At 74.4% G+C, this 23,104-nt stretch carries 22 protein-coding genes and 1 riboswitch; of the genes, 12 read left to right on the top strand and 10 right to left on the bottom strand.

Annotation, left to right across the window (positions count from 1 at the left end; translation table 11 throughout):
* Positions 1-38 precede the first annotated feature (38 nt).
* The 3 genes from ACSNN7_RS11780 to ACSNN7_RS11770 form a co-directional block, all read right to left on the bottom strand.
* On the bottom strand, positions 39-2,369 hold the full coding sequence (locus ACSNN7_RS11780; RefSeq protein ID WP_436680770.1) for an FxsB family cyclophane-forming radical SAM/SPASM peptide maturase: 2,331 nt from the start codon (positions 2,367-2,369) through the stop codon (positions 39-41).
* Between the two features lie 254 nt (positions 2,370-2,623).
* Positions 2,624-3,526: a DUF4231 domain-containing protein gene (locus ACSNN7_RS11775; protein ID WP_436680769.1), complete on the bottom strand. Its 903-nt coding sequence runs from the start codon at positions 3,524-3,526 to the stop codon at positions 2,624-2,626.
* Between the two features lie 59 nt (positions 3,527-3,585).
* Positions 3,586-3,945 (bottom strand): hypothetical protein, encoded by a 360-nt coding sequence (locus ACSNN7_RS11770; RefSeq protein ID WP_436680768.1) that lies wholly within the window; start codon positions 3,943-3,945, stop codon positions 3,586-3,588.
* 251 nt (positions 3,946-4,196) lie between these two features.
* Here ACSNN7_RS11770 and ACSNN7_RS11765 point away from each other — a divergent pair, with 251 nt between their 5' ends.
* The 4 genes from ACSNN7_RS11765 to ACSNN7_RS11750 are packed head-to-tail and all read left to right on the top strand — an operon-like array spanning position 4,197 to position 7,304.
* Positions 4,197-4,616 carry a TOBE domain-containing protein gene (locus ACSNN7_RS11765; protein WP_334457078.1) on the top strand — a complete coding sequence of 140 codons (420 nt, stop codon included), beginning with the start codon at positions 4,197-4,199 and terminating at the stop codon, positions 4,614-4,616.
* A gap of 8 nt (positions 4,617-4,624) precedes the next feature.
* Positions 4,625-5,401 carry a molybdate ABC transporter substrate-binding protein gene (gene modA / locus ACSNN7_RS11760; protein ID WP_436680787.1) on the top strand — a complete coding sequence of 259 codons (777 nt, stop codon included), beginning with the start codon at positions 4,625-4,627 and terminating at the stop codon, positions 5,399-5,401.
* On the top strand, positions 5,398-6,225 hold the full coding sequence (locus tag ACSNN7_RS11755) for an ABC transporter permease (RefSeq protein WP_436680767.1): 828 nt from the start codon (positions 5,398-5,400) through the stop codon (positions 6,223-6,225). The genes modA and ACSNN7_RS11755 overlap by 4 nt, the downstream gene beginning before the upstream one ends.
* Positions 6,222-7,304 carry an ABC transporter ATP-binding protein gene (locus ACSNN7_RS11750; RefSeq protein ID WP_436680766.1) on the top strand — a complete coding sequence of 361 codons (1,083 nt, stop codon included), beginning with the start codon at positions 6,222-6,224 and terminating at the stop codon, positions 7,302-7,304. The genes ACSNN7_RS11755 and ACSNN7_RS11750 overlap by 4 nt, the downstream gene beginning before the upstream one ends.
* Here the strand turns inward: ACSNN7_RS11750 and nhaA are convergent.
* The 4 genes from nhaA to ACSNN7_RS11730 all read right to left on the bottom strand — a co-directional run bounded on the left by nhaA (position 7,301) and on the right by ACSNN7_RS11730 (position 12,445).
* Complete coding sequence (gene nhaA / locus ACSNN7_RS11745; RefSeq protein ID WP_436680765.1) at positions 7,301-8,641, bottom strand: Na+/H+ antiporter NhaA; 1,341 nt, start codon at positions 8,639-8,641, stop codon at positions 7,301-7,303. The genes ACSNN7_RS11750 and nhaA overlap by 4 nt on opposite strands.
* An 88-nt stretch (positions 8,642-8,729) precedes the next feature.
* Positions 8,730-9,416, bottom strand: a complete 687-nt coding sequence (locus ACSNN7_RS11740; protein WP_436680764.1) for a transglycosylase family protein — start codon at positions 9,414-9,416, stop codon at positions 8,730-8,732.
* Positions 9,415-9,587: riboswitch (cyclic di-AMP (ydaO/yuaA leader) on the bottom strand. (Overlaps the previous gene by 2 nt.)
* A 217-nt stretch (positions 9,588-9,804) precedes the next feature.
* Positions 9,805-11,691, bottom strand: a complete 1,887-nt coding sequence (gene htpG, locus ACSNN7_RS11735; RefSeq protein ID WP_436680763.1) for a molecular chaperone HtpG — start codon at positions 11,689-11,691, stop codon at positions 9,805-9,807.
* Positions 11,692-11,785: 94 nt separating this feature from the next.
* Complete coding sequence (locus tag ACSNN7_RS11730) at positions 11,786-12,445, bottom strand: class I SAM-dependent DNA methyltransferase (RefSeq protein ID WP_436680762.1); 660 nt, start codon at positions 12,443-12,445, stop codon at positions 11,786-11,788.
* A gap of 183 nt (positions 12,446-12,628) precedes the next feature.
* On the opposite strand from ACSNN7_RS11730, the gene ACSNN7_RS11725 reads away from it, so the two are divergent.
* The 6 genes from ACSNN7_RS11725 (at position 12,629) to ACSNN7_RS11700 (ending at position 17,181) form a co-directional block, all read left to right on the top strand.
* Positions 12,629-12,754 (top strand): hypothetical protein, encoded by a 126-nt coding sequence (locus ACSNN7_RS11725; RefSeq protein ID WP_436680761.1) that lies wholly within the window; start codon positions 12,629-12,631, stop codon positions 12,752-12,754.
* 144 nt (positions 12,755-12,898) lie between these two features.
* Positions 12,899-13,381, top strand: a complete 483-nt coding sequence (smpB, locus tag ACSNN7_RS11720) for an SsrA-binding protein SmpB (RefSeq protein WP_334457054.1) — start codon at positions 12,899-12,901, stop codon at positions 13,379-13,381.
* Between the two features lie 76 nt (positions 13,382-13,457).
* Complete coding sequence (locus ACSNN7_RS11715; RefSeq protein ID WP_436680760.1) at positions 13,458-14,033, top strand: ArsR/SmtB family transcription factor; 576 nt, start codon at positions 13,458-13,460, stop codon at positions 14,031-14,033.
* Positions 14,030-15,298, top strand: coding sequence for an MFS transporter (locus tag ACSNN7_RS11710; protein ID WP_436680759.1), 1,269 nt, complete (start codon positions 14,030-14,032; stop codon positions 15,296-15,298). Before ACSNN7_RS11715 ends, ACSNN7_RS11710 begins: the two co-directional genes overlap by 4 nt.
* Before the next feature lie 99 nt (positions 15,299-15,397).
* Complete coding sequence (locus ACSNN7_RS11705; RefSeq protein ID WP_436680758.1) at positions 15,398-16,222, top strand: MEDS domain-containing protein; 825 nt, start codon at positions 15,398-15,400, stop codon at positions 16,220-16,222.
* A complete protein-coding gene (locus ACSNN7_RS11700) occupies positions 16,219-17,181 on the top strand; it encodes an anti-sigma factor RsbA family regulatory protein (protein WP_436680756.1) in 963 nt (320 codons plus the stop codon). Before ACSNN7_RS11705 ends, ACSNN7_RS11700 begins: the two co-directional genes overlap by 4 nt.
* A gap of 108 nt (positions 17,182-17,289) precedes the next feature.
* On the opposite strand, the gene ACSNN7_RS11695 is transcribed toward ACSNN7_RS11700, so the two are convergent.
* Positions 17,290-17,703, bottom strand: coding sequence for a type II toxin-antitoxin system Phd/YefM family antitoxin (locus ACSNN7_RS11695; RefSeq protein WP_436680754.1), 414 nt, complete (start codon positions 17,701-17,703; stop codon positions 17,290-17,292).
* Between the two features lie 113 nt (positions 17,704-17,816).
* Entirely contained in the window at positions 17,817-19,550 is a 1,734-nt protein-coding gene (locus ACSNN7_RS11690; protein WP_436680752.1) for a M28 family peptidase, read from the bottom strand.
* A 230-nt stretch (positions 19,551-19,780) separates the two neighbouring features.
* Here ACSNN7_RS11690 and ACSNN7_RS11685 point away from each other — a divergent pair, with 230 nt between their 5' ends.
* Positions 19,781-20,665 carry an ABC transporter substrate-binding protein gene (locus ACSNN7_RS11685; protein ID WP_436680750.1) on the top strand — a complete coding sequence of 295 codons (885 nt, stop codon included), beginning with the start codon at positions 19,781-19,783 and terminating at the stop codon, positions 20,663-20,665.
* A gap of 21 nt (positions 20,666-20,686) precedes the next feature.
* On the opposite strand, the gene ACSNN7_RS11680 is transcribed toward ACSNN7_RS11685, so the two are convergent.
* On the bottom strand, positions 20,687-21,661 hold the full coding sequence (locus ACSNN7_RS11680) for a DUF5937 family protein (RefSeq protein WP_436680748.1): 975 nt from the start codon (positions 21,659-21,661) through the stop codon (positions 20,687-20,689).
* Between the two features lie 84 nt (positions 21,662-21,745).
* Between ACSNN7_RS11680 and ACSNN7_RS11675 the strand changes: the two genes are divergently transcribed.
* Positions 21,746-23,041, top strand: a complete 1,296-nt coding sequence (locus ACSNN7_RS11675) for an MFS transporter (RefSeq protein WP_436680746.1) — start codon at positions 21,746-21,748, stop codon at positions 23,039-23,041.
* Positions 23,042-23,104 lie beyond the last annotated feature (63 nt).

Below are 23,104 nucleotides of genomic sequence, written 5' to 3'. Positions count from 1 at the left end.
GTCGGTCCGTCCGGCGGCGAGCTCGGCGGCATCGGGGGTCACGACCAGCTGTCCAGCGTGTCGCGCATCCGGTGCGCGAACCGCTCGCCCGCGGCGGTCAGCGCGCCGAGGCCGAGCAGCGCGTCGAGGGCGCCGTCGGTCCAGTCGCGGTAGCGGCGGTAGGCGGCCGCCGCCACGCCTCCGGGCCGGCGGCGCCAGACGTCGGCCACGGCCAGGTGCGCGTACGTGCCGTGCAGGACGCCCTCCACCGGCCGGGGGTCCGCCCGCCACGGCACGCGCAGCCGGCGCCGGTCCTGGCGGTCGAACAGGTCGCACACGTCCAGCACCGCGTGCATCTTGAGATGCTGCACCTCGTGCACCAGCAGCACCGCGAGCGCCGCGTCGTCGGGGGCCGGGGCGACGGCGACCGCCCCGAAGGCCGCCCCGGCGGCGGCGCTGCGCTGCATCCCGCCCTCGTCGGGGCGCAGCGGCACCACCGCGCGCAGCAGCGTCCGCAGCCCCGGCGAGTAGCCGCCGGCCTCGACGTCGACGCGGCACAGCGCCCGGGCCAGCTGCCGGGTCCACCCGTCGGCGGCGACGGCCGGCAGCCGGGCCGCGACGGGCAGGTCGAAGCAGTCCCGGTACGGGTCGGTGTCCTCCAGCAGGACGTGGTACCCGTCGGCGGTGGCCGCCCGCACCGGCCACCAGCCGTCCGGGGCGCCCGGCCGGTCGGGCCGCACGGTGAGCCGACGCCGGCCGAGGCGGGTCGTGAAACCGCCGTCGCGAACGGCCAGCGTGGCCGTCCGGTCGTCGGCGTCGCCGGTCAGCGCGCCGAGCGTGGGCAGGCTGATCGTCCCGTCGCGCACCGGCACGGCGAGCTCGGCGTCCACTCCGGCGCGGATCGCGGCGGCAGCCGCCACGCACGCCAGGTACGACAGGTCGGCCGTCGCGTCGTCGCGGCAGCGCTGCGCCCACCGGCGGACGAACGGGTGCTCCAGCACGGCGCACACCGCCTCGGGCGCGGTGAGGTCGAGGTCGACCAGCAGCTGCCAGCCGGCGGCGGCCGCCTCGTCCTGCGCCACCCGCGGGCTGAGGTCGACCAGCAGCGCGCGCACCAGCCCGAGGTGGACCGAGGCGAGGTGGCGGGCGGACTCCACGGTGCCGTAGCCGGAGCCGAGGTCGTCGAGGACCGCAGGGCTCAGCGAGTCGGTGGGCTGCCGCTGGGCCGGCACGTCGGTGGGGGTCATCGCGTGGATCAGTTCCTTCAGGTCCGCGCAGTACGCCGAGGGGTTGTCGAAACCGGTGCCGGGCCGGTACCGGTGGGCGAACAGCCCGCCGCCGCACTGCCGCACCACCGGGCAGGCGCGGCAGGTGGCGCAGAGGCCGGCCAGCCCAGTCTGCCGGATGGCGATCATCGGGTGGGCGGCGGCGTCGTCGACCCGGTGGCGGAAGACGTCCAGGCCGGTGGCGGGGGCGCCGTCGTACGCCGACTTGAGGGAGTCGACCTGCTCGAAGGTGCCGTCCGTCTCGATGACCACCAGGTCGGCGAAGCCCAGCCCGACCGCCTCGGTGCGGCTGGCACCGCCGGTGGCGGTGGCGAGCAGGGACTCCAGCAGCCGGATCGGCACCGGCCGGCCGTCGGCCAGCCAGCGGCGGTGGACCGCCAGCAGCCAGTCGGCGTACGGGGTGGGCACCCCGTCGGGACGGGCCGGGGGGCGCTCCCAGTTGGCGTGCGGGAGCAGGAAGTCGATCTGCGGCGGCTCCTGGGCCAGCAGCGCCTGGTAGACGGCGACCGGGTCGTTGGCCAGGTCGATGGTGCAGAGCAGGCCCGCGTAGCTGGACCGGTATTCGGGGCTGCGCAGCAGCGCCAGCCCGCGCAGCACGGCGGCGTGGCTGCTCTGGCCGCTGGCGTAGCGCCGGTGCAGGTCGTTGGCGGCCAGGTCGCCGTCGAGGGAGATGCCGACCTTCACGTCGTACGCGACGAGCACGTCGCAGATCCGCGGGGTGAGCAGCACGCCGTTGGACTGCATCCGCAGGTCGAGCCGGGCCACCGGCTCGATCCGCCGGCGCAGCTCGGCGGCGGCGGCCAGGCCGTCCGCGCCGGCCAGCAGCGGCTCGCCGCCGTGCAGCACGACGCGGACGGTGTCGAGCCCGTGCGCGGCGGCGTGCTCCGCGATCCGGCGCGCCGCCTGCTCCAACGTGGACGCCGCCATCACGTGCGGCTGGCGACGCCAGGACTGGTCGGGATGCTGGTAGACGTAGCAGTGGTCGCAGGCGAGGTCGCAGCGGCTGGTCAGCTTGAGCACGTACTGACTCAGCGGGCTGACCTGCCCGGTCGGCTTCCGGCCCGGCCCGCCGGCGTCAGATCGAAGAGCCGAAGCCTGCGACATCGACGCCGGTAGGGCGGTCCACCCTGCGGTCGTGGGTGCGGGCGACGGCGCGCGCCCGGGAGAGGGAGATCTGGCCGAGCGGCGTGTGCCGCAGGTCGTGAAGTGGTGGTGAGTTCGGGGTCGGGGTCGGTTCGGGACGGACTGCGATGCGATCCACGTCGGTTCCCCCAGTTACGTTGATGGGCGGTCGACATCCACGGCAGTGACGGTCAACGAGACGCCATCGAAGATAATATATTGCACAGGCTGTGATGTCACTGCTGCGCTGCGCCATCTTCTTCGATCATCTTCGCCATCCAGCCCTCGTTGCAGACCGAGATGATCCGCTCGGCCTCGGCGACGAACGCGTCGTCGTCGGTCCAGCCGTGACCGGTCTCGCGGGTCAGGCAGAGCCGGGTGAGCTGGTCGGCGGTCCGGGCGAACTCGATCTGCTGGGCCTCGTACTGCTGCGCCGCGCCGTAGCCGACGAGGGCGGTCGTCGTGGTCGCCGCGACGCCGAGCCACGCGGTCAGGCCCAGCCCGTCGCCGAGCACCCCGACGGTCGCGGCGAGCAGGGCGCTGGCCACCGTCACCGCCGTCGCGGCCCACCGGATCCGCGACGCCAGCCGCCCCATCCGCTCCGCCATCGGTGCGTAGTAGCCGGCCACCTGCCCCCGGACCCGGGCGGCGAGATAGCTGGGCACGTCGCGCACGTCGGGCAGCGGCCGGGCGACCGGCGCGACGCCGAGGGTGCGCGCGGCCAGGTCACCGGCGTCGTCCAGCACGGTGTCGGCGCGGCGCAGCAGCACCTGGTCACGGTCGGCGCCGGCGAACGGCGCCACCCCGGCCAGGTAGCGGTGGACGTCGGCCTTCAGCGCCTCGGAGACCGACCGCAGCCGGGTCCACGCGTGCACCGATTCCCGCGAGGTCCACCGCGCCGCGACCGGCACCAGCAGCAGCGCGGCGCCGGCGAGGATCGCCAGGCACCGGCCGGCCGTCCGGTGCGGGTCGCCGAGCTGGGTCGCCAGCGAGCCGGCGACGGCGGCGCCGACGGTGAGGGCCGCGACGGTGCGGCGGGCGCGCACGACCCGGCGCTTCTCCGCCGTCGCGACCTGCGACCAGACACCCTGCCGCTGCCAGACCGTGGTGACCGCCGCCGACGCATCGAAGTTCGCCACGCCCGCATGGTAGGTCAGTGGCGCCCGCGCCCCGGCGCCTCGGCGCGGCGGGCAGTGGGCTAGCCGCGGGCCAGCCGGCCGAGGTGCTCCGCCTCGTGGGCCGACGGCTCGTCCGGGCCGCTGTGCCGCAGCCGCCACCGGGTCGTCGCGCCGCCGGGGCCGCGCAGCTCGCCACGCGCCAGCGCCCGGTCGATGCACTGCCGGACCTCCGCCTCCCGGTGCGGTTCGGTGGCGAAGAGGATGCGCAGCCGCACCTGGTCGCCGGACCGGTCGGCGTGGGTGTGGTGGGCCGCGACCGGGCAGGGCGGCGGGTGGTCCCAGTGGCCGCACAGGGCGGTGGTGACGGCCGCGCCCGGCGCGCCGGCGTCGGCGTCCGGCGCCATGTCGAGTACCGCGTGGTGAGCGAACCCCTGCCGCATGCCGCCATTGTGTCCCGGCCCGGCGGTCACGCGCGTCGGCCACGGGCCGGTTCGCGCGGAGGTCCCGGGCGAGATCACCACACCCGCCCGGCCGACCGGTACCACCGGCGGTCGGTCGCCACGTCCCGCGGCGGCGCCCGCCGGGCGCGCCGCCGCACCCGCAGATGCGGCCGTCCATCCGCCACCACCCTCGGGTACGCGAGGGAAGTCGCCGCTTCCGCCACGCAGACGCGAGCGGCTAGGGTGAGCCGGTGACCGTGTTCCGCATCAGCGAGGCCGCCGAGCTGCTGGGCGTCAGCACCGACACCGTGCGGCGCTGGGTGGACGCCGGGCGCCTCGCCGCGACCCGGGACGAGCACGGCCACCGGCTGGTCGACGGCGTCGAGCTGGCCGGCTTCGTACGGGCCCAGGCAGCCGAGCCGGACGGACGCGCCGAGTTCTCCTCGGCCCGCAACCGGCTGCGCGGCATCGTCACCGCCGTCGTCCGGGACACGGTGATGGCCCAGGTCGACATCCAGGCCGGCCCGTTCCGGGTGGTCTCGCTGATGAGCCGGGAGGCGGTCGACGAGCTGGGCCTGACGGTCGGCTCGACCGCGGTGGCCGTGATCAAGTCGACCACGGTCGTGGTGGAACGGTCCGCGCCGCCGGGCCCCCGGGGGAGGAACAGCTGATGACGAGGATCCGCGCGGCCCTGGCCGTCCTGCCGCTGGTGGCCGCCCTGGGGATCGCGGGCTGCGGCGACGACAACGACGACGGCGGCTCCGGCGGGATCACCGGGACGGTGACCGTCTTCGCCGCGGCGTCCCTGACCGAGTCCTTCACCACCCTCGGCCGGCAGTTCGAGAACGCCCACCCCGGCGTGCGGGTCACCTTCAACTTCGCGGGCAGCTCGCAGCTGGCCACCCAGCTCACCCAGGGCGCCCCGGCGGACGTGTTCGCCTCGGCCAGCCCGAGGAACATGGCCACCGTCACCGACGCGGGCGCCGCCGCCGGCTCCCCCACCGTCTTCGCCCGCAACCAGCTCGTCATCGCCGTGCCGAAGGGCAACCCCGACGGGGTCACCGGGCTGGCCGACCTGACCCGGCCCGGCGCCAAGGTGGCGCTCTGCGCCGAGCAGGTGCCCTGCGGGGCGGCCGCCACCCGGGCACTCGCCGAGGCCGGCGTGACGCTGACCCCGGTGACCCTGGAGCAGGACGTCAAGGGCGCGCTGTCCAAGGTGACGCTCGGCGAGGTCGACGCGGCGCTGGTCTACCGCACCGACGTCCGGTCCGCCGCCGCCAAGGTGGACGGGGTCGAGTTCCCCGAGTCCGCCCGCGCGGTCAACGACTACCCGCTGGTGGTGCTCAAGGACGCGCCGAACCCGGCCGCCGCCCGCGCCTTCGTCGCGCACGTCCGCTCCGACCAGGGCCGGGCCGTGCTCACCGACGCCGGCTTCCAGCCGCCCGCCGGGTCGTGACCGCCGCGCCGGACGGCCCGGCACCGCGTACCCGGCGACGGCCCGGCCGGCGCGTGCCGGTCGCGCTGCTCGTACCGGCCGGGCTGGGGCTGCTCTTCCTGGTGCTGCCGCTGGCCGGGCTGCTGGCGCGGACCCCGTGGGCCACGCTGCCGCAGCGGCTGACCGCACCGGGCGTGCTGACCGCGCTGCGGCTGTCGGTGCAGTGCGCCACCCTGGCCACCCTGCTCTGCCTGGCCTGCGGCGTACCCCTCGCCTGGCTGCTGGCCCGGGTGCCGTTTCCCGGCCGGCGGGTGGTGCGCGCGCTGGTCACCGTGCCGCTGGTGCTGCCACCGGTGGTCGGCGGCGTGGCGTTGCTGCTGGTCTTCGGCCGCAACGGGCAGCTCGGACGGTGGCTGGACGACGCCTTCGGCCTCACCCTGCCGTTCACCACCACCGGCGTGGTGCTCGCCGAGGCGTTCGTGGCGATGCCGTTCCTCATCATCGCCGTCGAGGGCGCGCTGCGCGGCGCGGACAGCCGCTACGAGGAGGCCGCGGCCACCCTCGGCGCCGGCCGGTGGACCACCTTCACCCACGTGACCCTGCCGCTGATCGCCCCCGGCGTCGCCGCCGGGGCGGTGCTCTGCTGGGCCCGGGCGCTCGGCGAGTTCGGCGCGACCATCACCTTCGCCGGCAACTATCCCGGCCGCACCCAGACCATGCCGCTGGCGGTCTACCTGGCCCTGGAGACCGACCTGGACGCCGCGATCGTGCTCAGCCTGATCCTGCTCACCGTCTCGGTGGCGATCCTCGCCGGCCTGCGCGACCGCTGGATCACCAGCCCGTGACCGGTCCGCTGCTGGACGGCCACCTGGTCGTCGACCGGGGCGCCTTCCGCCTGGACGTCCGGGTGAGCGTCGCCGCCGGCGAGGTGGTCGCGCTGCTCGGCCCGAACGGGGCCGGCAAGACCACCGCCCTGCGCGCCCTGGCCGGCCTGCAACCGCTCACCGCCGGGCACGTCACGCTCGACGGCGTCGACCTGGACCGGCCCGACCGTGGTCGCTGGATCCCGCCGGAGCGGCGCCGGGTCGGCGTGGTGTTCCAGGACTACCTGCTCTTCCCGCACCTGAGCGCGCTGGACAACGTCGCGTTCGGCCCGCGCCGCCAGGGCCTCGACCGACGGGCCGCCCGGGAACAGGCGGCCGGCTGGCTGGACCGGGTCGGGCTGGCCGGGCACGCCCGGAGCCGGCCGCGGCAGCTCTCCGGCGGGCAGGCCCAGCGGGTGGCCCTGGCCCGCGCGCTCGCCGTACGCCCGAGGTTGCTCCTGCTCGACGAGCCGCTCGCCGCGCTCGACGCCCGGACCCGGCTGGACACCCGGGCCCACCTGCACCGACACCTGGCCGACCACGACGGCGCCACGCTGCTGGTCACCCACGATCCGCTGGACGCGCTCGCCCTGGCCGACCGGCTGGTCATCGTGGAGGACGGCCGGGTGGTGCAGGAGGGGGACGCGACCACCGTCACGGCCCGCCCACGCACCGACTACGTCGCCCGGCTCGTCGGGCTGAACCTCTACCGGGGCCACGCCGACGGGCACGCGGTACGCCTCGGCGACGATTTCGTCCTGGCCACCGCCGACCGGCTCGACGGCGACGCCTTCGTGGTCTTCCGGCCCGCCGCCGTCGCCCTGCACCCGCACCGGCCCGACGGCAGCCCTCGCAACACCTGGCCGGCCACGGTCAGCGGGGTGCAGCGGCACGGGGACAACCTGCGGGTGCAGCTCACCGGTCCGGTCACCGCCGCCGCCGACGTCACCCCGGCCGCCGCCGCCCAGCTGCGCCTGGAGCCCGGGCAGCGGGTCTGGGCGGCGGTCAAGGCCAGCGAGACCCGGGCGTACCCGGCCGCAACGGCGCAACCGGACGGCTAGCGGCCCGCCTCGCGCTCGAAGACGTCCGGGACGCCGTCGTGGTCCTCGTCGACGGTCTCGATCTCGTGCACCCGCCGGTAGACCCGGGTGCGGGCGCGCAGGATCACCGTCGCCAGCAGCGCGGAGAGCAGCGAGCCGGTGAGCACGGCGACCTTGACGTGGTCGTCGCGCGCGCTGCCCAGGCCGAACGCCAGCTCGCCGATCAGCAGCGACACGGTGAACCCGATCCCGCCGAGCAACGCCAGGCCCAGCACGTCGAGCCAGTTCAGTCCCTCGTCGAGGTTGGCCCGGGTGAACCGGGACACCAGCCAGGTGGCGGCCAGGATGCCCACCGGCTTGCCGAGCACCAGACCGACCACGATGCCGACCGCGACCCGGTCGGACAGTGCGGTGGCCAGCCCGGCCAGCCCGCCGACCGTGACCCCCGCGGAGAGGAACGCGAAGATCGGCACCGCCACCCCGGCGGAGATCGGCCGGAACCGGTGCTCGAAGTGCTCCGCCAGGCCCGGCCCGGCGCCCGGCCCACCGGCGGCCGTGCTGCGCAGCACCGGCACGGCGAAGGCCAGCAGCACCCCCGCCACCGTGGCGTGCACACCCGAGGCGTGCACGAGCGTCCAGGTCACCGCCGCCAGCGGCAGCAGCAGCCACCAGGACCGGACCCGGCGCTGCACCAGCACGGCGAAGAGCGCGAGCGGCACCAGTGCGCCCAGCAGCGGAAGCACGGCGAGGCTGGTGGTGTAGAAGACGGCGATGATCACGATGGCGAGCAGGTCGTCGACGACCGCCAGGGTGAGCAGGAAGGTGCGCAGCGCCGACGGCAGCAGCCGTCCGACCACCGCGAGCACCGCGAGGGCGAACGCGATGTCGGTGGCCGTGGGGATCGCCCAGCCGCGGGCCCCGTCGGCCCCGGCGAACAGGAGGAACAGCACGGCCGGTACGACCACCCCGCCGACCGCCGCCGCCACCGGCACCGCGGCCCGGCGCGGGTCCCGCAGGTCTCCGGCGACGAACTCGCGCTTGAGTTCCAGCCCGGCGACGAAGAAGAAGATCGCCAGCAGCCCGTCGGCGGCCCAGGTCGCGAGGCTCAGGTCGAGGTGCAGCGACGCCGGGCCGACGGTGAGGTCACGCAGCGACCGGTAGCCGTCCGCCCAGGGCGAGTTCGACCAGACCAGCGCGAGCAGCGCCCCGACGAGCAGGAGCGCCCCGCCCACGGTCTCCTTGCGCAGGATGCCCAGGATGCGGCTGGTCTCGCCCCAGGAGCGGCGGGCGAACAGGCTGGTACGGCGCCGGGGGGCGTCGGTCACGGGGAGTCTCCTCGTCGGCAGGGATCGCGTCATCCATCGCCGACCAGACTTCCCGGCACACCAGGGCCAACCCTATCGGGTGTGCGGACCGGCGGCCCGGTGACCCGGACACGGCGACGCGTCAGAGGCTGAGCTTCTGGCCCGGGAAGATCAGGCCCGGGTCGCTGCCCACCACGCGCTTGTTGCGCTCGTACAGCGCGTGCCAGCCACCGGCCAGGTCTCGGGCCTCGGCGATCCGCGACAGGGTGTCACCCGCCCGCACCACGTACACGTCGCCGGTGGCGGCGGGGGCGCTGCGCCGCTGGCTGCGGCTGCTGTGCTGCTCGCCGCGCGAGGACCGCTCGGTGGCCTTCGACGAGCTGCGCGAGCCGGAGCGCCGCTCCGACTTCTGCGACTTCTGGGACTTCTGCGACTTCTCGGAGCTGCTCGCGTAGCTCTTGCTGGAGCCGCCCTTCTTGCCGCAGGTCGGCCAGGCGCCGATGCCCTGACCGTCGAGCACCTTCTCGGCGATGGCGATCTGCTCGCCCCGGCTGGCCAGGTCGGCGCGGGAGGCGTACTTCTTGCCGCCGTAGCCGGCCCAGGTGCTCTGCGAGAACTGCAGGCCGCCGTAGTAGCCGTTGCCGGTGTTGATGTGCCAGTTGCCGCCGGACTCGCACTGGGCGATCGCGTCCCAGTTGACGGCGGCGCTCGCCGGTGACGCCGGTGCCAGTACGGCAGCGACTGCGGTGACCGCACCGACGGCGAGCGTGCCGACGGCGATGCGGCGCGAGCTGACCCGTCGGTGACGGGCGGTGTATTCAGTTGCCATGTGGATTCCTCCACGCCGACGAGGTGAGCTGTCGGGTTCGGGCCGAGGAGCCCGGCCGCCGTGGCGGCTTCACCCCGAGGTGACGTGCACCGAGGAACGTGTGGGTCCCCCGCTCCATGCCCGGTGACAAGGTCCCAGCGGCCGGCGGCATGGATTAGGCGTTACCGGCCGTGGTGTCCGCGATCGCGAACACGAACGACGTTAGGAACCGTTTCGGGGGATTGCCCACTTCTTGTGAAGTTCTTCACCCGGCCGAGCGACGGCTTCGTCCGTCGAGTTGCGGGCCCGCCGATGATGCTCTACACGGCGGGCATTCGCATGTGGATCACGGTGCGGACCGGTCCCTTCCCGACCGCCGGGCGGTCGGGAAGGGACCCGTCGCAACCGGTCAGAGGGTGCGGGCCAGCCGGTCGGCGAGGAGCCGGGCGAAGCGGGCCGGGTCGGCCAGGTCGCCGCCCTCGGCGAGCAGCGCCATGCCGTACAGCAGCTCGGCGGTCTCGGTGAGAGCGTCGGAGTCACCGCCGCGCTCGTGCGCGGCGCGCAGGCCGGTAACCAGCGGGTGGGTCGGGTTGAGTTCGAGGATGCGCAGGACCTTCGGTACCTCCTGCCCCATCGCGCGGTACATCTTCTCCAGCGTCGGGGTGATGTCGTGCGCGTCGCCGACGAGGCAGGCCGGCGAGGTGGTCAGGCGAGACGAGAGCCGTACCTCCTTGACGCTGTCGGACAGCGCGCCGCCGAGGAAGCCGAGCAGGGCGGCGTACTCCTTGGTCTGCTGCTCCCGCTGCGTCTCGGCCTCCTCACGCTCCTGCGCGGTGTCCAGGTCCACCTGGCCCTTGGCGATCGAGCGCAGCGGCCGGCCGTCGAACTGCGCTACCCGCTCCACCCAGACCTCGTCGACCGGGTCGGTGAGCAGCAGCACCTCGTAGCCCTTGGCGCGGAACGCCTCCATGTGCGGGGAGTTCTCCAGCGCCGTCCGGGTCTCACCGGTGGCGTAGTAGATCTCTTCCTGGCCGTCCTTCATCCGCTCGACGTACTCGTGCAGGGTGGTCTGCTCGGCGGGGTCGTGGGTGGAGGCGACGGAGACGACGTCCAGGATCGCCTGCTGGTTGTCCGGATCCTCCAGCAGCCCCTCCTTGAGCACCCGGCCGAACTCCGACCAGAACGTCCGGTACCGCTCGGGGTGCTCGGCGCGCATCTCCTTGACCGTGGCGAGCACCTTGCGGACCAGCCGGCGGCGGACGATCTGGATCTGCCGGTCCTGCTGAAGGATCTCCCGGGAGATGTTCAGCGACAGGTCGTGCGCGTCCACCACGCCCTTGACGAAGCGCAGGTAGTTGGGCATGAGCGCGGCGCAGTCGTCCATCACGAAGACCCGCTTGACGTAGAGCTGCACCCCACGCCGGCCGTCGGCCAGGTACAGGTCGAACGGGGCGTGCGTGGGGATGAAGAGCAGCGCCTCGTACTCGAAGACGCCCTCGCCCCGCATGTGGATGGTCTCCAGCGGGTCGGCCCAGTCGTGGCTGACGTGCCGGTAGAAGTCGCGGTACTCCTCCTCGGCGACCTCGTCGCGCGGCCGGGCCCAGAGCGCCTTCATCGAGTTGAGGGTGGCTCGCTCGGCGTCCGCCGTGACCAGCCGGATCGGCCAGGCGATGAAGTCGGAGTACCGCTTGACGATCTCGCGGATCTTGCCGTGGTCGGTGTAGTCGGCGAGGTTGTCCTCGCTGTCGGCCGGCTTCAGGTGCACGGTCACCGACGTGCCCTGCGGGGCGTCGGTGACCGTCTCGACGACGTAGGTGCCCTCGCCGGTGGACTCCCAGCGGGTGCCCTCGGCCTGACCGGCGCGCCGGGTCAGCAGGCTGACCTTGTCGGCCACCATGAACGTCGAGTAGAAGCCCACCCCGAACTGGCCGATCAGGTCCTGCGCGGCGGCCTCACGGGACTCCTTCAGCTTGCGCAGCAGCTCGGCGGTGCCGGAGCGGGCGATGGTGCCGATCAGGGAGACGACGTCCTCGCGGGACATGCCGATGCCGTTGTCCCGCACGGTGAGGGTGCGGGCCGCGGGGTCGGTCTCGATCTCGATGTGCAGGTCAGCGGTGTCGGCCACCAGGTCCTTGTCGACCAGGGACTCCAGCCGCAGCTTGTCCAGCGCGTCGGAGGCGTTGGAGACGAGTTCCCGCAGGAAGACGTCCTTGTGCGAGTAGATCGAGTGCACCATCAACTGCAGCAGTTGACGCGTCTCGGCCTGGAACTCCAACGTCTCGGTCCGGCTGCTCACACCAACCTCCTCATTCCTTTCGGCACGGGCTCCCGGGTCGGGAGCCGCGGGAGAAGGATACGAGCCGGCGTGGTCGGCCGGTCACCGCCGGTCGTCACCGGCGACGGCGGGCCAGCAGGCAGGCCTGCGGGGTGGATTCGATCCGCCCGTCCCACTCCTGGGGCTCCCGGCAGAGCCGGGCCCGCACCTCCAGTCCGGCGGCGTCCAGCAGCCGCGCCACCTGCTCGGGCCGGCGGCGGTGGAAGGTGAGGGAGACCGGGCTCCCCCACGCGTCGGTGAGGTGCAGCGGCTCGTCGCCGACCTGGAAGGCCATCAGCAGGTGCGCACCGGGGGCGAGGACCCGGTGGAACTCGGCGAAGGCGGCCGGCAGCCGGTCGTCGGGCAGGTGGATGACCGAGTACCAGGCGACCAGCCCGGCGAGCGCGCCGTCGGGCAGGTCGAGGTCCAGCATGGATCCCTCGGTGAAGCGCAGGTCGGGGTGGTCCCGGCGGGCCTGCGCGACCATGCCCGGCGACAGGTCCAGGCCGGCGGCGTCCAGACCGAGGTCGTGCAGGTGCCGCGTGATCCGCCCCGGTCCGCAGCCGACCTCCAGCACCGGTCCGCCCCCGCCGGTGAGCACCAGCTCGGCGAAGGCCGCCAGCATGGCCCGCTCGAGCGGCCGGGCGGCCAGCTCGTTGCGGACGAACTCCTTGTAGTCGGTGGCCATGGTGTCGTACGAGGTGCGGGTGGCGGTGAGGAAGTCGGGCTCGGTCACGATCGCCGACCCTACCGCCCGACCCGCGGGCCACAGTGGACATCGCAGGGCCGCGTCGGCGGGAACCTAGAAACTCTTTCTTCGCATGACTGAAGTTCCAATGGTCTTCCAACTTCTTGCAGCGCTTCCTAGCGTGGTGCGGGGCCCGCGGTGGGCGGGCCCCGTCCGAGCGCAAGGAGGACCATGTCCGTCCGTACCCCGGTGCACCTCGCGGTGGCGGTCGCCGCCGCCACCGCCCTGCTCCCCACGGCCCCCGCCGCGGCCGACCCGCCCGCCGGGCCACCGACCACGTTCCTGGTCGGCGCCTGACCGTGGCCGCCGCCGGCACGGTGCAGACCGTGCGCGACCTGACCGGCAGCTTCCGCGGGGCGTGGCCGTGCGACCGGTGACCCGGTCACGTCGGTGCCGGCGGTATCCTGCACCCGGTCCGCAGCCCACCCGCAGGAGGTCGTGGTGTCCAGGGACACGGAGCGCCGGCTCATCGCCTCCAACAAGAAGGCCCGGCACGACTACACCGTCCTCAAGACCTACGAGGCGGGGATCGTGCTGGCCGGCACCGAGGTGAAGTCGCTGCGGGAGGGGCGGGTGTCGCTGGTCGACGCGTTCGCCCAGGAGCACGACGGCGAGATCATGCTGCACGGCCTGCACATCGCCGAGTACGGCTACGGCACCTGGACCAACCACCAGCCCCGCCGGACCCGCAAGCTGCTGCTGCACCGGGTGGAGATCGCCCGGATCCTGGAGAAGCTGCGCGACGGGGGCGTGACGCTGGTGCCGCTGTCGATGTACTTCAGCAACGGCTGGGCCAAGGTCGAGCTGGGTCTGGCCCGCGGCCGCCGGTCGTACGACAAGCGGCAGGTCCTCGCGGAGCGCGACGCCAACCGGGAGATCGCCCGGGAGCTGGGCCGACGCCTCAAGGGCCGCCGCCCCGCCTGAGTCACCGAACCGACCACCGTCCCGCAGTTCGAAAAGAACTCTTGTACATCATTTCTTGTACGTCTAGCCTGGCGGCATGCCGGAGGACGAGTCGACACTGCACCTGACCGACCCGCGGGCCATGCGCGCCCTGGCCCACCCGACCCGCCTGCGCCTTCTCGGCGAGCTGCGGGTGCGCGGCCCGCTGAGCGTCGGGATGCTGAGCGAACTCGTCGACGAGGCGGTCGGCTCGGTCAGCTACCACCTCGGCAGACTCGCCGAGCACGGCTTCATCCGGGAGGCGCCCGAACACGCCCGCGACCGCCGCGAACGCTGGTGGCGAGCGGCACACGACCGCACCAACTGGGAACCGGTCGAGGTGCTGCACGACCCGGAGCGCAAGCTCGCCTCGGACCTGCTGCGCCGGGCCGCCTTCCAGCGCTACGTCGAGCGGTTCCAGGCCTACCTCGACAGCGAGGCCACCCTCGACCCCGACTGGGTACGCGGCACCACCAGCAGCGACCAGATCATGCACCTGACCCCCGACGAGCTGATCGAGCTGCGCGCCGAGCTGGCGGCGCTGGGTGCCCGCTGGCGGGCGCGCAGCGACCCCGACCGGCCCGACGCCCGCACCGTCACGCTGATCTGGCAGGCCTACCGGGGGCCGCAGTGAGCGCCCCGCCGCGCCGGTGGGGTCCACTGCTCGGCCTGCTCGTCGGCCACACGGTCTCGCTGACCGGCAACATGCTCACCTTCATCGCCCTGCCCCTCTACGTGCTGGCCGAGACCGGCTCACCGGCGGCGACCGGCCTGACCGGGGCGTTCGCCGCCGCGCCGGTGGTCCTCGGCGGTGCCCTCGGCGGCGTGCTGGTCGACCGGATCGGCTACCGGCGGGCCAGCGTCCTGGCCGACCTGGTCTCCTGCGCGACGGTGGCCGCCATCCCGCTGCTCGACGCGACGGTCGGCCTGCCGTTCTGGGCGCTGCTCGCGCTGGTCTTCGCCAGCGGACTGCTGGACACCCCCGGGCAGACCGCCCGGACCTCGCTGCTGCCGGAGGCGGCGACCGCCGCCCGGGTGCCGATCGAACGGGCGATCGGCTGGTTCGAGGCCACCGAACGTGGGTCCCGGCTGCTCGGCGCGCCGGTGGCCGGGCTGCTGGTCGCCACCCTCGGCGCGCTGCCGGTGCTGGCCGTGGACGCCGCCACCTTCGCCGTCTCCGCACTGGTGGTGGCGCTGCTGGTGCCGCGCGGCATGCGCCCCGCCGGGTCGGCGCAGGAGGAGCCCGGCGGCTACTGGCACAATTTCGCCGCCGGAGTCCGGTTCCTGGCCCGGGAGCCACTGCTGCGGGCGGTGGTGCTGCTGGTGCTGGTCACCAACTGCTTCGACGCGACCAAGAGCAGCGTCCTGCTGCCGCTGGTGGCCGCGCGCGAACTCGGCGGGGCCACCGCGTTCGGGCTGCTGGTCGGCGCGATGGGCGGCGGCGCGCTGGCCGGCTCGCTGCTGTTCAGCGCCGTCGGTCACCGGCTGCCGCGCCGGGCCACCTTCGTCACCACCTTCGCCATCGCCGGCGGGCCGCCCTTCTGGGCCCTGGCCGCCGCGCCGCCGCTACCGGTGATGCTCGCGGTCTTCACGGTCTCCGGGCTCGCCGCCGGCGCCATCAACCCGCTGATCAACGCGGTCAAGCTGGAGCGGGTGCCCGCCCACATGCGGGCCCGGGTGTACGGGGTGGTGGGCGCGGGCGCCTGGGCCGCCATGCCGCTCGGCGCGCTCGGCGGGGGTCTCGCCGCGGACCGGTTCGGCCTCACCGCCACCCTGCTCACGGTCGGCACCGCCTACGTCCTGGTCGTGCTCGTCCCGCTGCTCGGCGGCCCGTGGCGGCGGATGGGCCGACCGGCGACCGCGCCGGAGAAGCGTCCCGACCTGGCCCCGGCCGGCTGAACCCCGGCGGGCCACGGCGGCCGACCCGCCTCGGCGCGGACGGCCGGGCTGCGCCGAACGGGCGGCAGCGGCATACACTCCCCGCATGAGGCGGAGAGCGTGACCAGCGGATCGGCGCCCGCCGTACCCTCGGGACACGTCTGCTGGAGCTACGACGACCCGGCGGTCTTCGACGCCCGGGCCCAGCGGTTCCTCCTCGCCGGTCTCGACGCCGGCGAACGGGTCCGCTACGTCACCGCCGAGCCGGAGGACGTCGCCGTCGCCCGCTGGCGCGCCGTCCCGCGACTGCGCGCGGCGCTGGGCAGCGGCGCGGCGGAGGTCGTCTCGGTACGCGGTACCTATGGCGAGCGGCACGTCGTCGACCCGGCCGGCCAGGTCGCCACCTACGCCACGCTGACCGACGCGGCGCTCGCCGACGGCCACGCCGGCCTGCGGGTGGCCGCCGACGCCACGACGCTCGTGGTGACCGCCGAGCAGCGCGACGCCTTCGCCCGCTACGAGCACCTGGTCGACCGGTTCATGCGCGACCGGCCGATGTCGGCCGCCTGCGGCTACGACCGGCGGGCGCTGGGCGACGAGGCGATCGAGGAACTGGCCTGCCTGCACCCGTCGGCCGACCCGGGCGCCACCCTGTTCCACCTGTACGCCGGGGCCGACGACCTGGTCCTCACCGGCGAGCTGGACACCTCCAACCACGACGTCTTCGACGCGGCACTCACCCGCGCCCACCTCGACGGCACCCCCGCCGACCTGGTGATCCACGCCGACGGGCTGCGCTTCGTCGACCACCGGAACCTGACGCACCTCAACCGGTACGCGGCGCGGCGCGGCGGCACGGTGACCCTGCACACCCCGCTGACCTCCGCCGCCCGGCTGGTCGAGCTGCTGGGGCTGCGCCGGATCAGGGTCGAGGTGGCCCGATGAGGACGGGCGCGGCCGCGGAGCACAGCGGCTACTTCCACGAGGCCGTCTGCTACGCCTCCGACGAGGAACTGCTCGCCGTCGTGCTGCCCTTCCTCACCGGCGGGGTGGCCGCCGGCGAGCCGACGCTGGTCGCCTTCGGCGAGCGCAACGCCGCCCTGGTGCGCGAGGCCCTCGGCCCCGACTCCGGGGTGTCCTTCCTCGGTGGCGGTGACGTGTACGCCCGGCCGACCGCGGCGATCAGGTCGTACCGGCAGCTGCTGGCCGAGCACGTCGCCGCCGGGGCGGGGCAGATCCGGATCATCGGTGAGCTGCCCCCGTCGGCGTTCGGCCCGACCTGGGACTGGTGGGCCCGCTACGAGTCGGCGATCAACCACGCGTACGACGACTTCCCGCTCTGGAGCATGTGCGCGTACGACACCCGGAGCACTCCGGCCGCGATGCTGGCGGACGTGGCGCGCACGCACCCGCGTACGGCCATGCCGGACGGGCGGCACGTGCCGAACGAGGGCTACACCGCACCCGAGGCGTACCTGCGGGAGAACCGGCCGATGGTGCCGGACCCGTTGCAGGCCGACGCCCCGGCCGTCGAGCTGCGCGACCCGACACCGGCGCAGACGCGCGAGGTGGTGCACGAGGCCGGTCACGGCCGGCTGAAGGCCGACGACGTCGAGGATCTGGCGGTGGCCGTGAGCGAGGTGGTCACCAACGCGCTGCGGCACGGGCGGCCACCGGTGCGGTTCCGGCTCTGGGCCGGCGAGGACCGGATCGTGGTGAGTGTCGACGACCGCGGTGACGGGCCGAGCGACCCGTACGCGGGCCTGCTGCCCACGCGGGGCGCGACCTCGGGCGGGCTCGGGCTGTGGATCACCCACCAGTCCTGCAACCACGTCGCGATGCACCGCGGCGCGGACACCTTCACGCTGCGGCTGACCGCCGGCAACCCGCACTTCACCGCCTGACGCGGCAACCGGCGGGACGCGCTGCCGCCGCACCCGGCGGCGGCCGGCGCGGGACGCGCTGCCGCCCAGCCCGGCGGCGGGTCGGTCGCCGCTGAGTCGGGGGGCGGGTCAGTCGCGCAGCAGGTCGGCGTGGACGGCGCGCAGCCGGTCGAGGGCGCGGTCGCTGCCCGGCGGGACCCGCCGGTCCAGCTCGGCCCAGACCTCGGCGAGGGCGGTGGTGACCGCCCGCAGCTCGGCGGCGTGCCGGCGGGCGCCCTGCCGGTGCGCCTCCTCCAGCCGCCGGGCCCAGCCGGCGGTGACCGCGGCGAGGCGCTCGCCGTCGGCCCGGGCCTGGGCCGCGGTGCGGGCCGCGGCGGCCGGCACGATCGCGGCGACCGGACGGGAGTCGCCGTCGCGGGTGACCAGGGTGACGGTGTCGGTCAGCTCGGCCATGGCGATCAGCTGGGTGAGCCGGGTGCGCAGCTCGCGCAGCGGCAGGGAGCGGGGTCGACCACTGTGGTGGGTCAGCGCGGGGGCAGCCATGCCATCCATGCTGGGACCGGGGTACGACATTTACCGTCGTGACGGTCCGGCGGGCGGTCGGTGCGGGCGCAAGGGGGGCGGGGCGGGCGGCGGCCCACCCCGCCCCCGGCCGGTCAGCTCGCCTGCAGGGTCACGTCGTCGATGACGAAGCTGGTCTGCAGGGACGAGTCCTCGGTCCCAGTGAACTTGAGGGTGACGGTCTGGCCGGCGTACGCGCCCACGTTGAACGAGCGCAGCACGTAGCCGCTGGCGGCGTTGAGGTTGGAGTACGTCGCCAGGGTGGTCGTGCCGACCTGCACGGTCAGCTTGTCGTACGCGGTGCCGGTGGTGGTCTCGGCGGTGTCGATGTGCAGGTAGAAGGCGAGGGTGTACGTCGAGCACCCGGCCGGCACGGTCACCGACTGCGACAGCGTGTCGGTGTGGGTGCTGCCGTACCCGTCCAGCCACGCCTTGTACGACCCGGTCCGGGCCGGCTGGTTGGCCGAGTTGGTGATCACGCCCGAGCTGGCGGTCCACGGGGACGTGCCGGACTCGAACCCGCCGTTGCCGATCACCTGACCGCCGGCGCAGCCACCGGTGCCGGTCACGGTGAGGGTGTAGGTGGCGGTGCGGGTGACCGAGCCGGTGCCGGTGACCGTGATGGTGAAGGTGCCGGTGGTGGCGGTCGCCGAGGCGCTGACGGTCATCGTGGCCGAGCCGCCCGAGGTGACCGACGACGGGCTGAACGACACGGTCACCCCGCTGGGCGCGCCCGAGGCGGACAGCGCCACGGTCTGCGCGCTGCCGCTGGTGGTGGCGGTGCTCACGGTGGCGGTGGTGGACGCGCCCCGGGCCACGCTGGCCGACGTCGGGCTCACCGACACCGAGAAGTCGTTGGTCGGGGTGCCGGTGCCGACGGCGAGCTGCCAGATGGCGTACGCGATGCCGTCGGCGTTGCGGTTGAGCACGGTCGCGCTGACGTTGCTGCTGGTGTCGCAGGAGCGGTGGTAGCAGGGGTCGTACGCGGAGTTGGCGGTGCCGCCCCACTTGGTCGCCTGGGCGCTGGTCTTGCGGGCGCTGGCACCGGCGGCGTACCCGGAGGTGGGGATGCCACCCTGCTGGAACGAGTAGTCGTCGGAGCGGCCCTGGCCCTCGACGTTCTCCTCGGGCTGCAGGCCCAGCGAGTCCCAGTACGCCTTCAGCGGGGCGGCCGTGGTGGAGGTGATCCGGTTGATGAAGTAGCCGCCGTTGGTCGAGCCGACCATGTCGAAGTTGTAGTAGCCCTTGATGTAGCCGCGCTGCGTGGCGTTGAGCGAGTTGACGTAGAACCTCGAGCCGTTGAGGCCCTGCTCCTCGTCGGTCCACCAGGCGAAGCGGACCCGCTTGGTCATCGACGGGTTCTGGCTCGCCAGGACCAGCGCGTTCTCCAGCAGGGCGGCCGAGCCGGTGGCGTTGTCGTTGATGCCCGGGCCGGCGGAGACGCCGTCCAGGTGCGCGCCGAACATGACGACCTGGTCGGCAGGGCCCTGCGGCCACTCGGCGATCAGATTGTTCGACGGGTACGTGCAGGAGGAGCAGTACTGCTCGCTGACCGTGTATCCGGCGGCCTGGAGCCTGGCCTTGACGTAGTTGACCGACGCGGTGTAGCCGGCCGACCCGGCCCGCCGGTTGCCGCCGTTGTTGGTGGCGATGCTCTGGAACTGGGTCAGGTGGGCCTGGATGTTGGTCACCGAGATGTCCGGCGCGGCCAGGGCGGCGAGCGGGGCGGCGGCCGGCGGGGTCGCCGTGGCGGGCGGCGCGGCCAGCGTCATCGTCAGGGCGGCGAACACGGCGAGGGCGAGACCCTTCGCCGGCGTGCTGCGTCTCATGCGAACTCCTCGTGGGGGTCGGCGGGCGTGGCCGGATCCCTGGCGGGGGTCAGGTCGGGGTGGACGGGATCTCGCGGCCCGGGGGTCAGGCCACGGCGGTCACGCCGGGGAATGAAACACTGACATGTATCAATCTCTCGGTCAACCGGCCGAACGGTGTCACAATCCCGGTCCGCTCGACCGACGGGGCCGCACCGCGCCACCCGGGCGGCCCCGGGCAGGATGGGGGCATGCGCCTGGTGTCCCTGCTGCCCTCCGCGACGGAGATCGTCTACGCCCTCGGCCTCGGCGACGATTTGGTCGGGGTCACCTTCGAGTGCCAGGTGCCGGCCGCCGACCGGGCGGGCAAGACGGTGGTGGTCGGCGGCACCGACACCCGCGGCATGACCCCGGGCGAGATCGACGCCCACGTCCGCGCCCGGCTCGCGGCCGGTGCCGACCTCTACACGCTGCACGCCGACGCGCTCGCCGGGCTGGACCCGGAGCTGATCCTCACCCAGGACCTGTGCCGGGTCTGCGCGCTGCCCTCCGGGCACGTCTCGGACGCCCTCGACCACCTGGGCTGCCGCGCCGAGGTGCTCTCGCTCGACCCGTACACCCTCGACGAGGTACTGGAGAGCATCCTCGCGGTGGGCGACGCGGCCGGCGTACCGGAGCGGGCGCGGACGCTGGTGGGCGACCTGCGCGAGCGGCTCGCGGCGGTGGCGGCGGCGGTCGCCGACCGGCCCCGGCCCCGGGTGGCGGTGGTGGAGTGGACCGACCCGCCGTTCACCGCCGGGCACTGGATCCCCGACCTGGTCCTCGCCGCCGGCGGCGAGCCGGTGGCCACCCGCCCCGGCGCCCGCTCGGTGCAGGTCGACTGGTCCGAGCTGCGCGACGCCGCACCCGAGGTCGTGCTGGTCACGCCCTGCGGCTTCCACCTCGACGGCGCGGTGACCCAGGCCAGGGCGGTGGCGGAGCACTTCCCGGGCACGCCCGTCTGGGCGGTCGACGCCGACAATCTGGTCGTCCGCCCCGGCCCACGCCTGGTCGACGGCGTGCAGGCGATCGCCGCCGTCCTGCACCCGGACGCGGTGCCCGCCCCGCCCGCCGACGCGGTCGCCCGGGTGGCCTGAGCCGGCCGCGGGCCGCGCCGGTCAGCCGGCGCCGTCGAGCAGCGCCTCGGCCGAGGTGGTCCGGGCGTAGAGCAGGAACCGGCCGGCACGGTGGGTGCCGACCAGCCCCGCGTCGCGCAACGCCGTCAGGTGCTGCGAGACGGTGGCGGGGGCCAGCGCGCAGCGGCGGGCCAGCTCGGTCGTCGAGGAGGGCACGTCCAGCTCGTACAGCAGCGTCGTCCGGGTCCGGCCGAGCACCCGGCTCAGCGCCTCGCCCGGCGGCAGCGCCGACCGTTCCCAGAGCGTCCCCACCGCGGCCGCCGGATAGCGCAGGGTCGGCTGCCCGGACGGCTCGACGAGATTGGAGAACGGCCGTGGCCAGGTGAAGACCGACGGCACCAGCAGCACGCCCCGGCCGTCCAGCCGCACCGAACCGGACGTCGTGACGTGCGCGACCGACAGCGTCCCGTCGTCCAGGGCAACGTAGCGGTCGAGGTGGTTGAGGAGCCCGTGCACGCCGTCGGCCGCCATCCGCCGGGCGCCGAGCAGCACCTCCCGCTCCAGCAGGGTCCGCATCCGCGGCCAGTACGGCGCGAGCGCCACCTCGGCGTAGTCGCGGATCTGCGCGGCGAGGCGGGCCAGCCCGGTCTCCGGGTCGGCATGCAGGGCGTCCAGCCGGGGCGTACGCGGCACCGGGTTCCGGTCGAGGCAGGCCCGCACCGCGTCCGGCGCGGTGGCGGTGAGGGCGGCCAGCTCCAGCTCCAGCGTGGGCTGGGAGGTGGTCGGTGGCGGGCACACGAAGGCGGGGATCACCACGGTGGGGACCGGCACCAGGTCGGCGAGGAGTCCCCACCGCACCGTCGCCAGTCGCGGAACAACCTGCCGTGCCCAGGGCAGATGCACCGGGAAGCGGTCCGGGTCCTTCACGATCCGGACGCTCGCCACCACCTCCCACAGCGGCGACACCGCGAACCTGGTGTTGGCCAGGTCCGCCACCGACAGCGCGGCGCGCAGCACTCCTCGTACCCCCCGTCCGTGGGAAGGATTCGGCCTGCGCCGAATCCTTCGCCCCCGGGCCGGTCGGTTGGCAGCGTGGTCGGCATGATCATCGATCGCACCACCCGTTGGTCCCCGGCCTTCCGCCAGTTGTACGCCGTCACCGTCGCCGACGGCATCGGCCACCAGGTCGCCCTGCTGGCGGTGCCGGTGCTCGCGGTCGCGGTCCTGCACGCCACCCCCGCGCAGGTGGGTCTGCTCGGGGTGCTCGGCACGGCGGCGTTCCTGCTGATCGGCCTGCCCGCCGGGGTCTGGGTGGACCGGTCCGACCGCCGCGCCGTCATGATCGCCGCGGACGTGGTCCGGGCGGCGTTGTTCGCCTCGGTACCGCTGGCCTGGTGGGCCGGACGGCTGACGATGGGCCAGCTCTACCTGGTGGTCCTGGTCGCCGGCGCCGGCACGGTCTTCGCCGAGATCGCCGCGCAGAGCTGCCTGCCCGCCGTGGTCGGCCGGGAGCGGCTGGTCGCGGCGAACTCGGCGCTGATGAGCACGCAGGCCACCATCCAGATCGGCGGGCGAGCCCTCGGCGGGTTCCTGGTGCAGTCGGTCGGCGCACCGGTGGCCCTGATCGGCAACGCCGTCGCGCACGCGCTCTCCGCCGTCGTCCTGAGCCGGTTACGACCGGACGCCGCACCAGGGCCGACCGCCCCGGCGCCTGGCAGCTTCGGCCGCCAGCTCGCCGACGGGGTCCGGCACGTCCTCGGCCACGCCCTGCTGCGGCCGTTGGCGCTCTCGTTGGCGAGCATCAACCTGACGGTCAACCTGATGACCACCATGCTGCCGGTGGTCTTCCTGCGCGACCTCGGGCTGGGGGCCGGCCCGCTCGGGCTCTTCCTCGCCGCCGGTGGGGTGGGTGCACTGCTCGGCGCGGTGACCGCCCGCCCCCTCGCCGCCCGGATCGGTCACGGGCGGGCACTCTGGCTGCCGGGACTGCTCGTCGCGCCGGCGGGCCTGCTCGTGCCGCTGGTCGACACCGGGGTGACGCTCTGGCTGGCCGGCTTCGGCTGGCTGGCGATCGCCTGGCGGACCGGCATCGGCAACGTGATCGGGGTGAGCCTGCGCCAGACGGCCACGCCGGACGCACTGCTCGGCCGGATGAACGCGGTGTTCCGCTTCCTGCTGTTCGGCGCGATCGCGGTGGGCGCCGCGCTCTCCGGCCTGCTCGGCCAGTACGCGGACGTCCGTACCCCGCTCTGGATCGGTGCCGTGGGCGCCGCGCTGACCTGGCTGCCGGTCTTCCGCTCCCCGCTGCGCGCCCTCGCCGCGCCACCAACGGCGGCGCCCCGGGACCGCGCCGCCGACGCGGACCGCGCCGCCCCGGCGACCCGGACCGGCCGGTGAGGACTCCCGCTCGACCGGCGGGGATCCCACGTCGAGCGGTCCCCCGGCACCGGCCGTTGCGCC

Origin of the sequence: Micromonospora sp. URMC 105, from assembly GCF_051386295.1 — a bacterium.
In the GTDB taxonomy this organism is placed as follows: Bacteria; Actinomycetota; Actinomycetes; order Mycobacteriales; family Micromonosporaceae; genus Micromonospora.
Note: the sequence above shows the minus strand (reverse complement) of the source record. Positions and strands in the feature narration are given on the sequence as shown.

What these genes read in the sequence shown, in the direction of transcription:
- ACSNN7_RS11780 (WP_436680770.1), bottom strand. Translation starts at nt 2,369, where the DNA reads ATGTCGCAGGCTTCGGCTCTTCGATCTGACGCCGGCGGGCCGGGCCGG.
- nhaA (WP_436680765.1), bottom strand. Translation starts at nt 8,641, where the DNA reads ATGACGCGATCCCTGCCGACGAGGAGACTCCCCGTGACCGACGCCCCC.
- ACSNN7_RS11695 (WP_436680754.1), bottom strand. Translation starts at nt 17,703, where the DNA reads ATGGCTGCCCCCGCGCTGACCCACCACAGTGGTCGACCCCGCTCCCTG.
- ACSNN7_RS11700 (WP_436680756.1), top strand. Translation starts at nt 16,219, where the DNA reads ATGAGGACGGGCGCGGCCGCGGAGCACAGCGGCTACTTCCACGAGGCC.
- ACSNN7_RS11715 (WP_436680760.1), top strand. Translation starts at nt 13,458, where the DNA reads ATGCCGGAGGACGAGTCGACACTGCACCTGACCGACCCGCGGGCCATG.
- ACSNN7_RS11725 (WP_436680761.1), top strand. Translation starts at nt 12,629, where the DNA reads ATGTCCGTCCGTACCCCGGTGCACCTCGCGGTGGCGGTCGCCGCCGCC.
- ACSNN7_RS11685 (WP_436680750.1), top strand. Translation starts at nt 19,781, where the DNA reads ATGCGCCTGGTGTCCCTGCTGCCCTCCGCGACGGAGATCGTCTACGCC.
- ACSNN7_RS11690 (WP_436680752.1), bottom strand. Translation starts at nt 19,550, where the DNA reads ATGAGACGCAGCACGCCGGCGAAGGGTCTCGCCCTCGCCGTGTTCGCC.
- ACSNN7_RS11770 (WP_436680768.1), bottom strand. Translation starts at nt 3,945, where the DNA reads ATGCGGCAGGGGTTCGCTCACCACGCGGTACTCGACATGGCGCCGGAC.
- ACSNN7_RS11675 (WP_436680746.1), top strand. Translation starts at nt 21,746, where the DNA reads ATGATCATCGATCGCACCACCCGTTGGTCCCCGGCCTTCCGCCAGTTG.
- ACSNN7_RS11740 (WP_436680764.1), bottom strand. Translation starts at nt 9,416, where the DNA reads ATGGCAACTGAATACACCGCCCGTCACCGACGGGTCAGCTCGCGCCGC.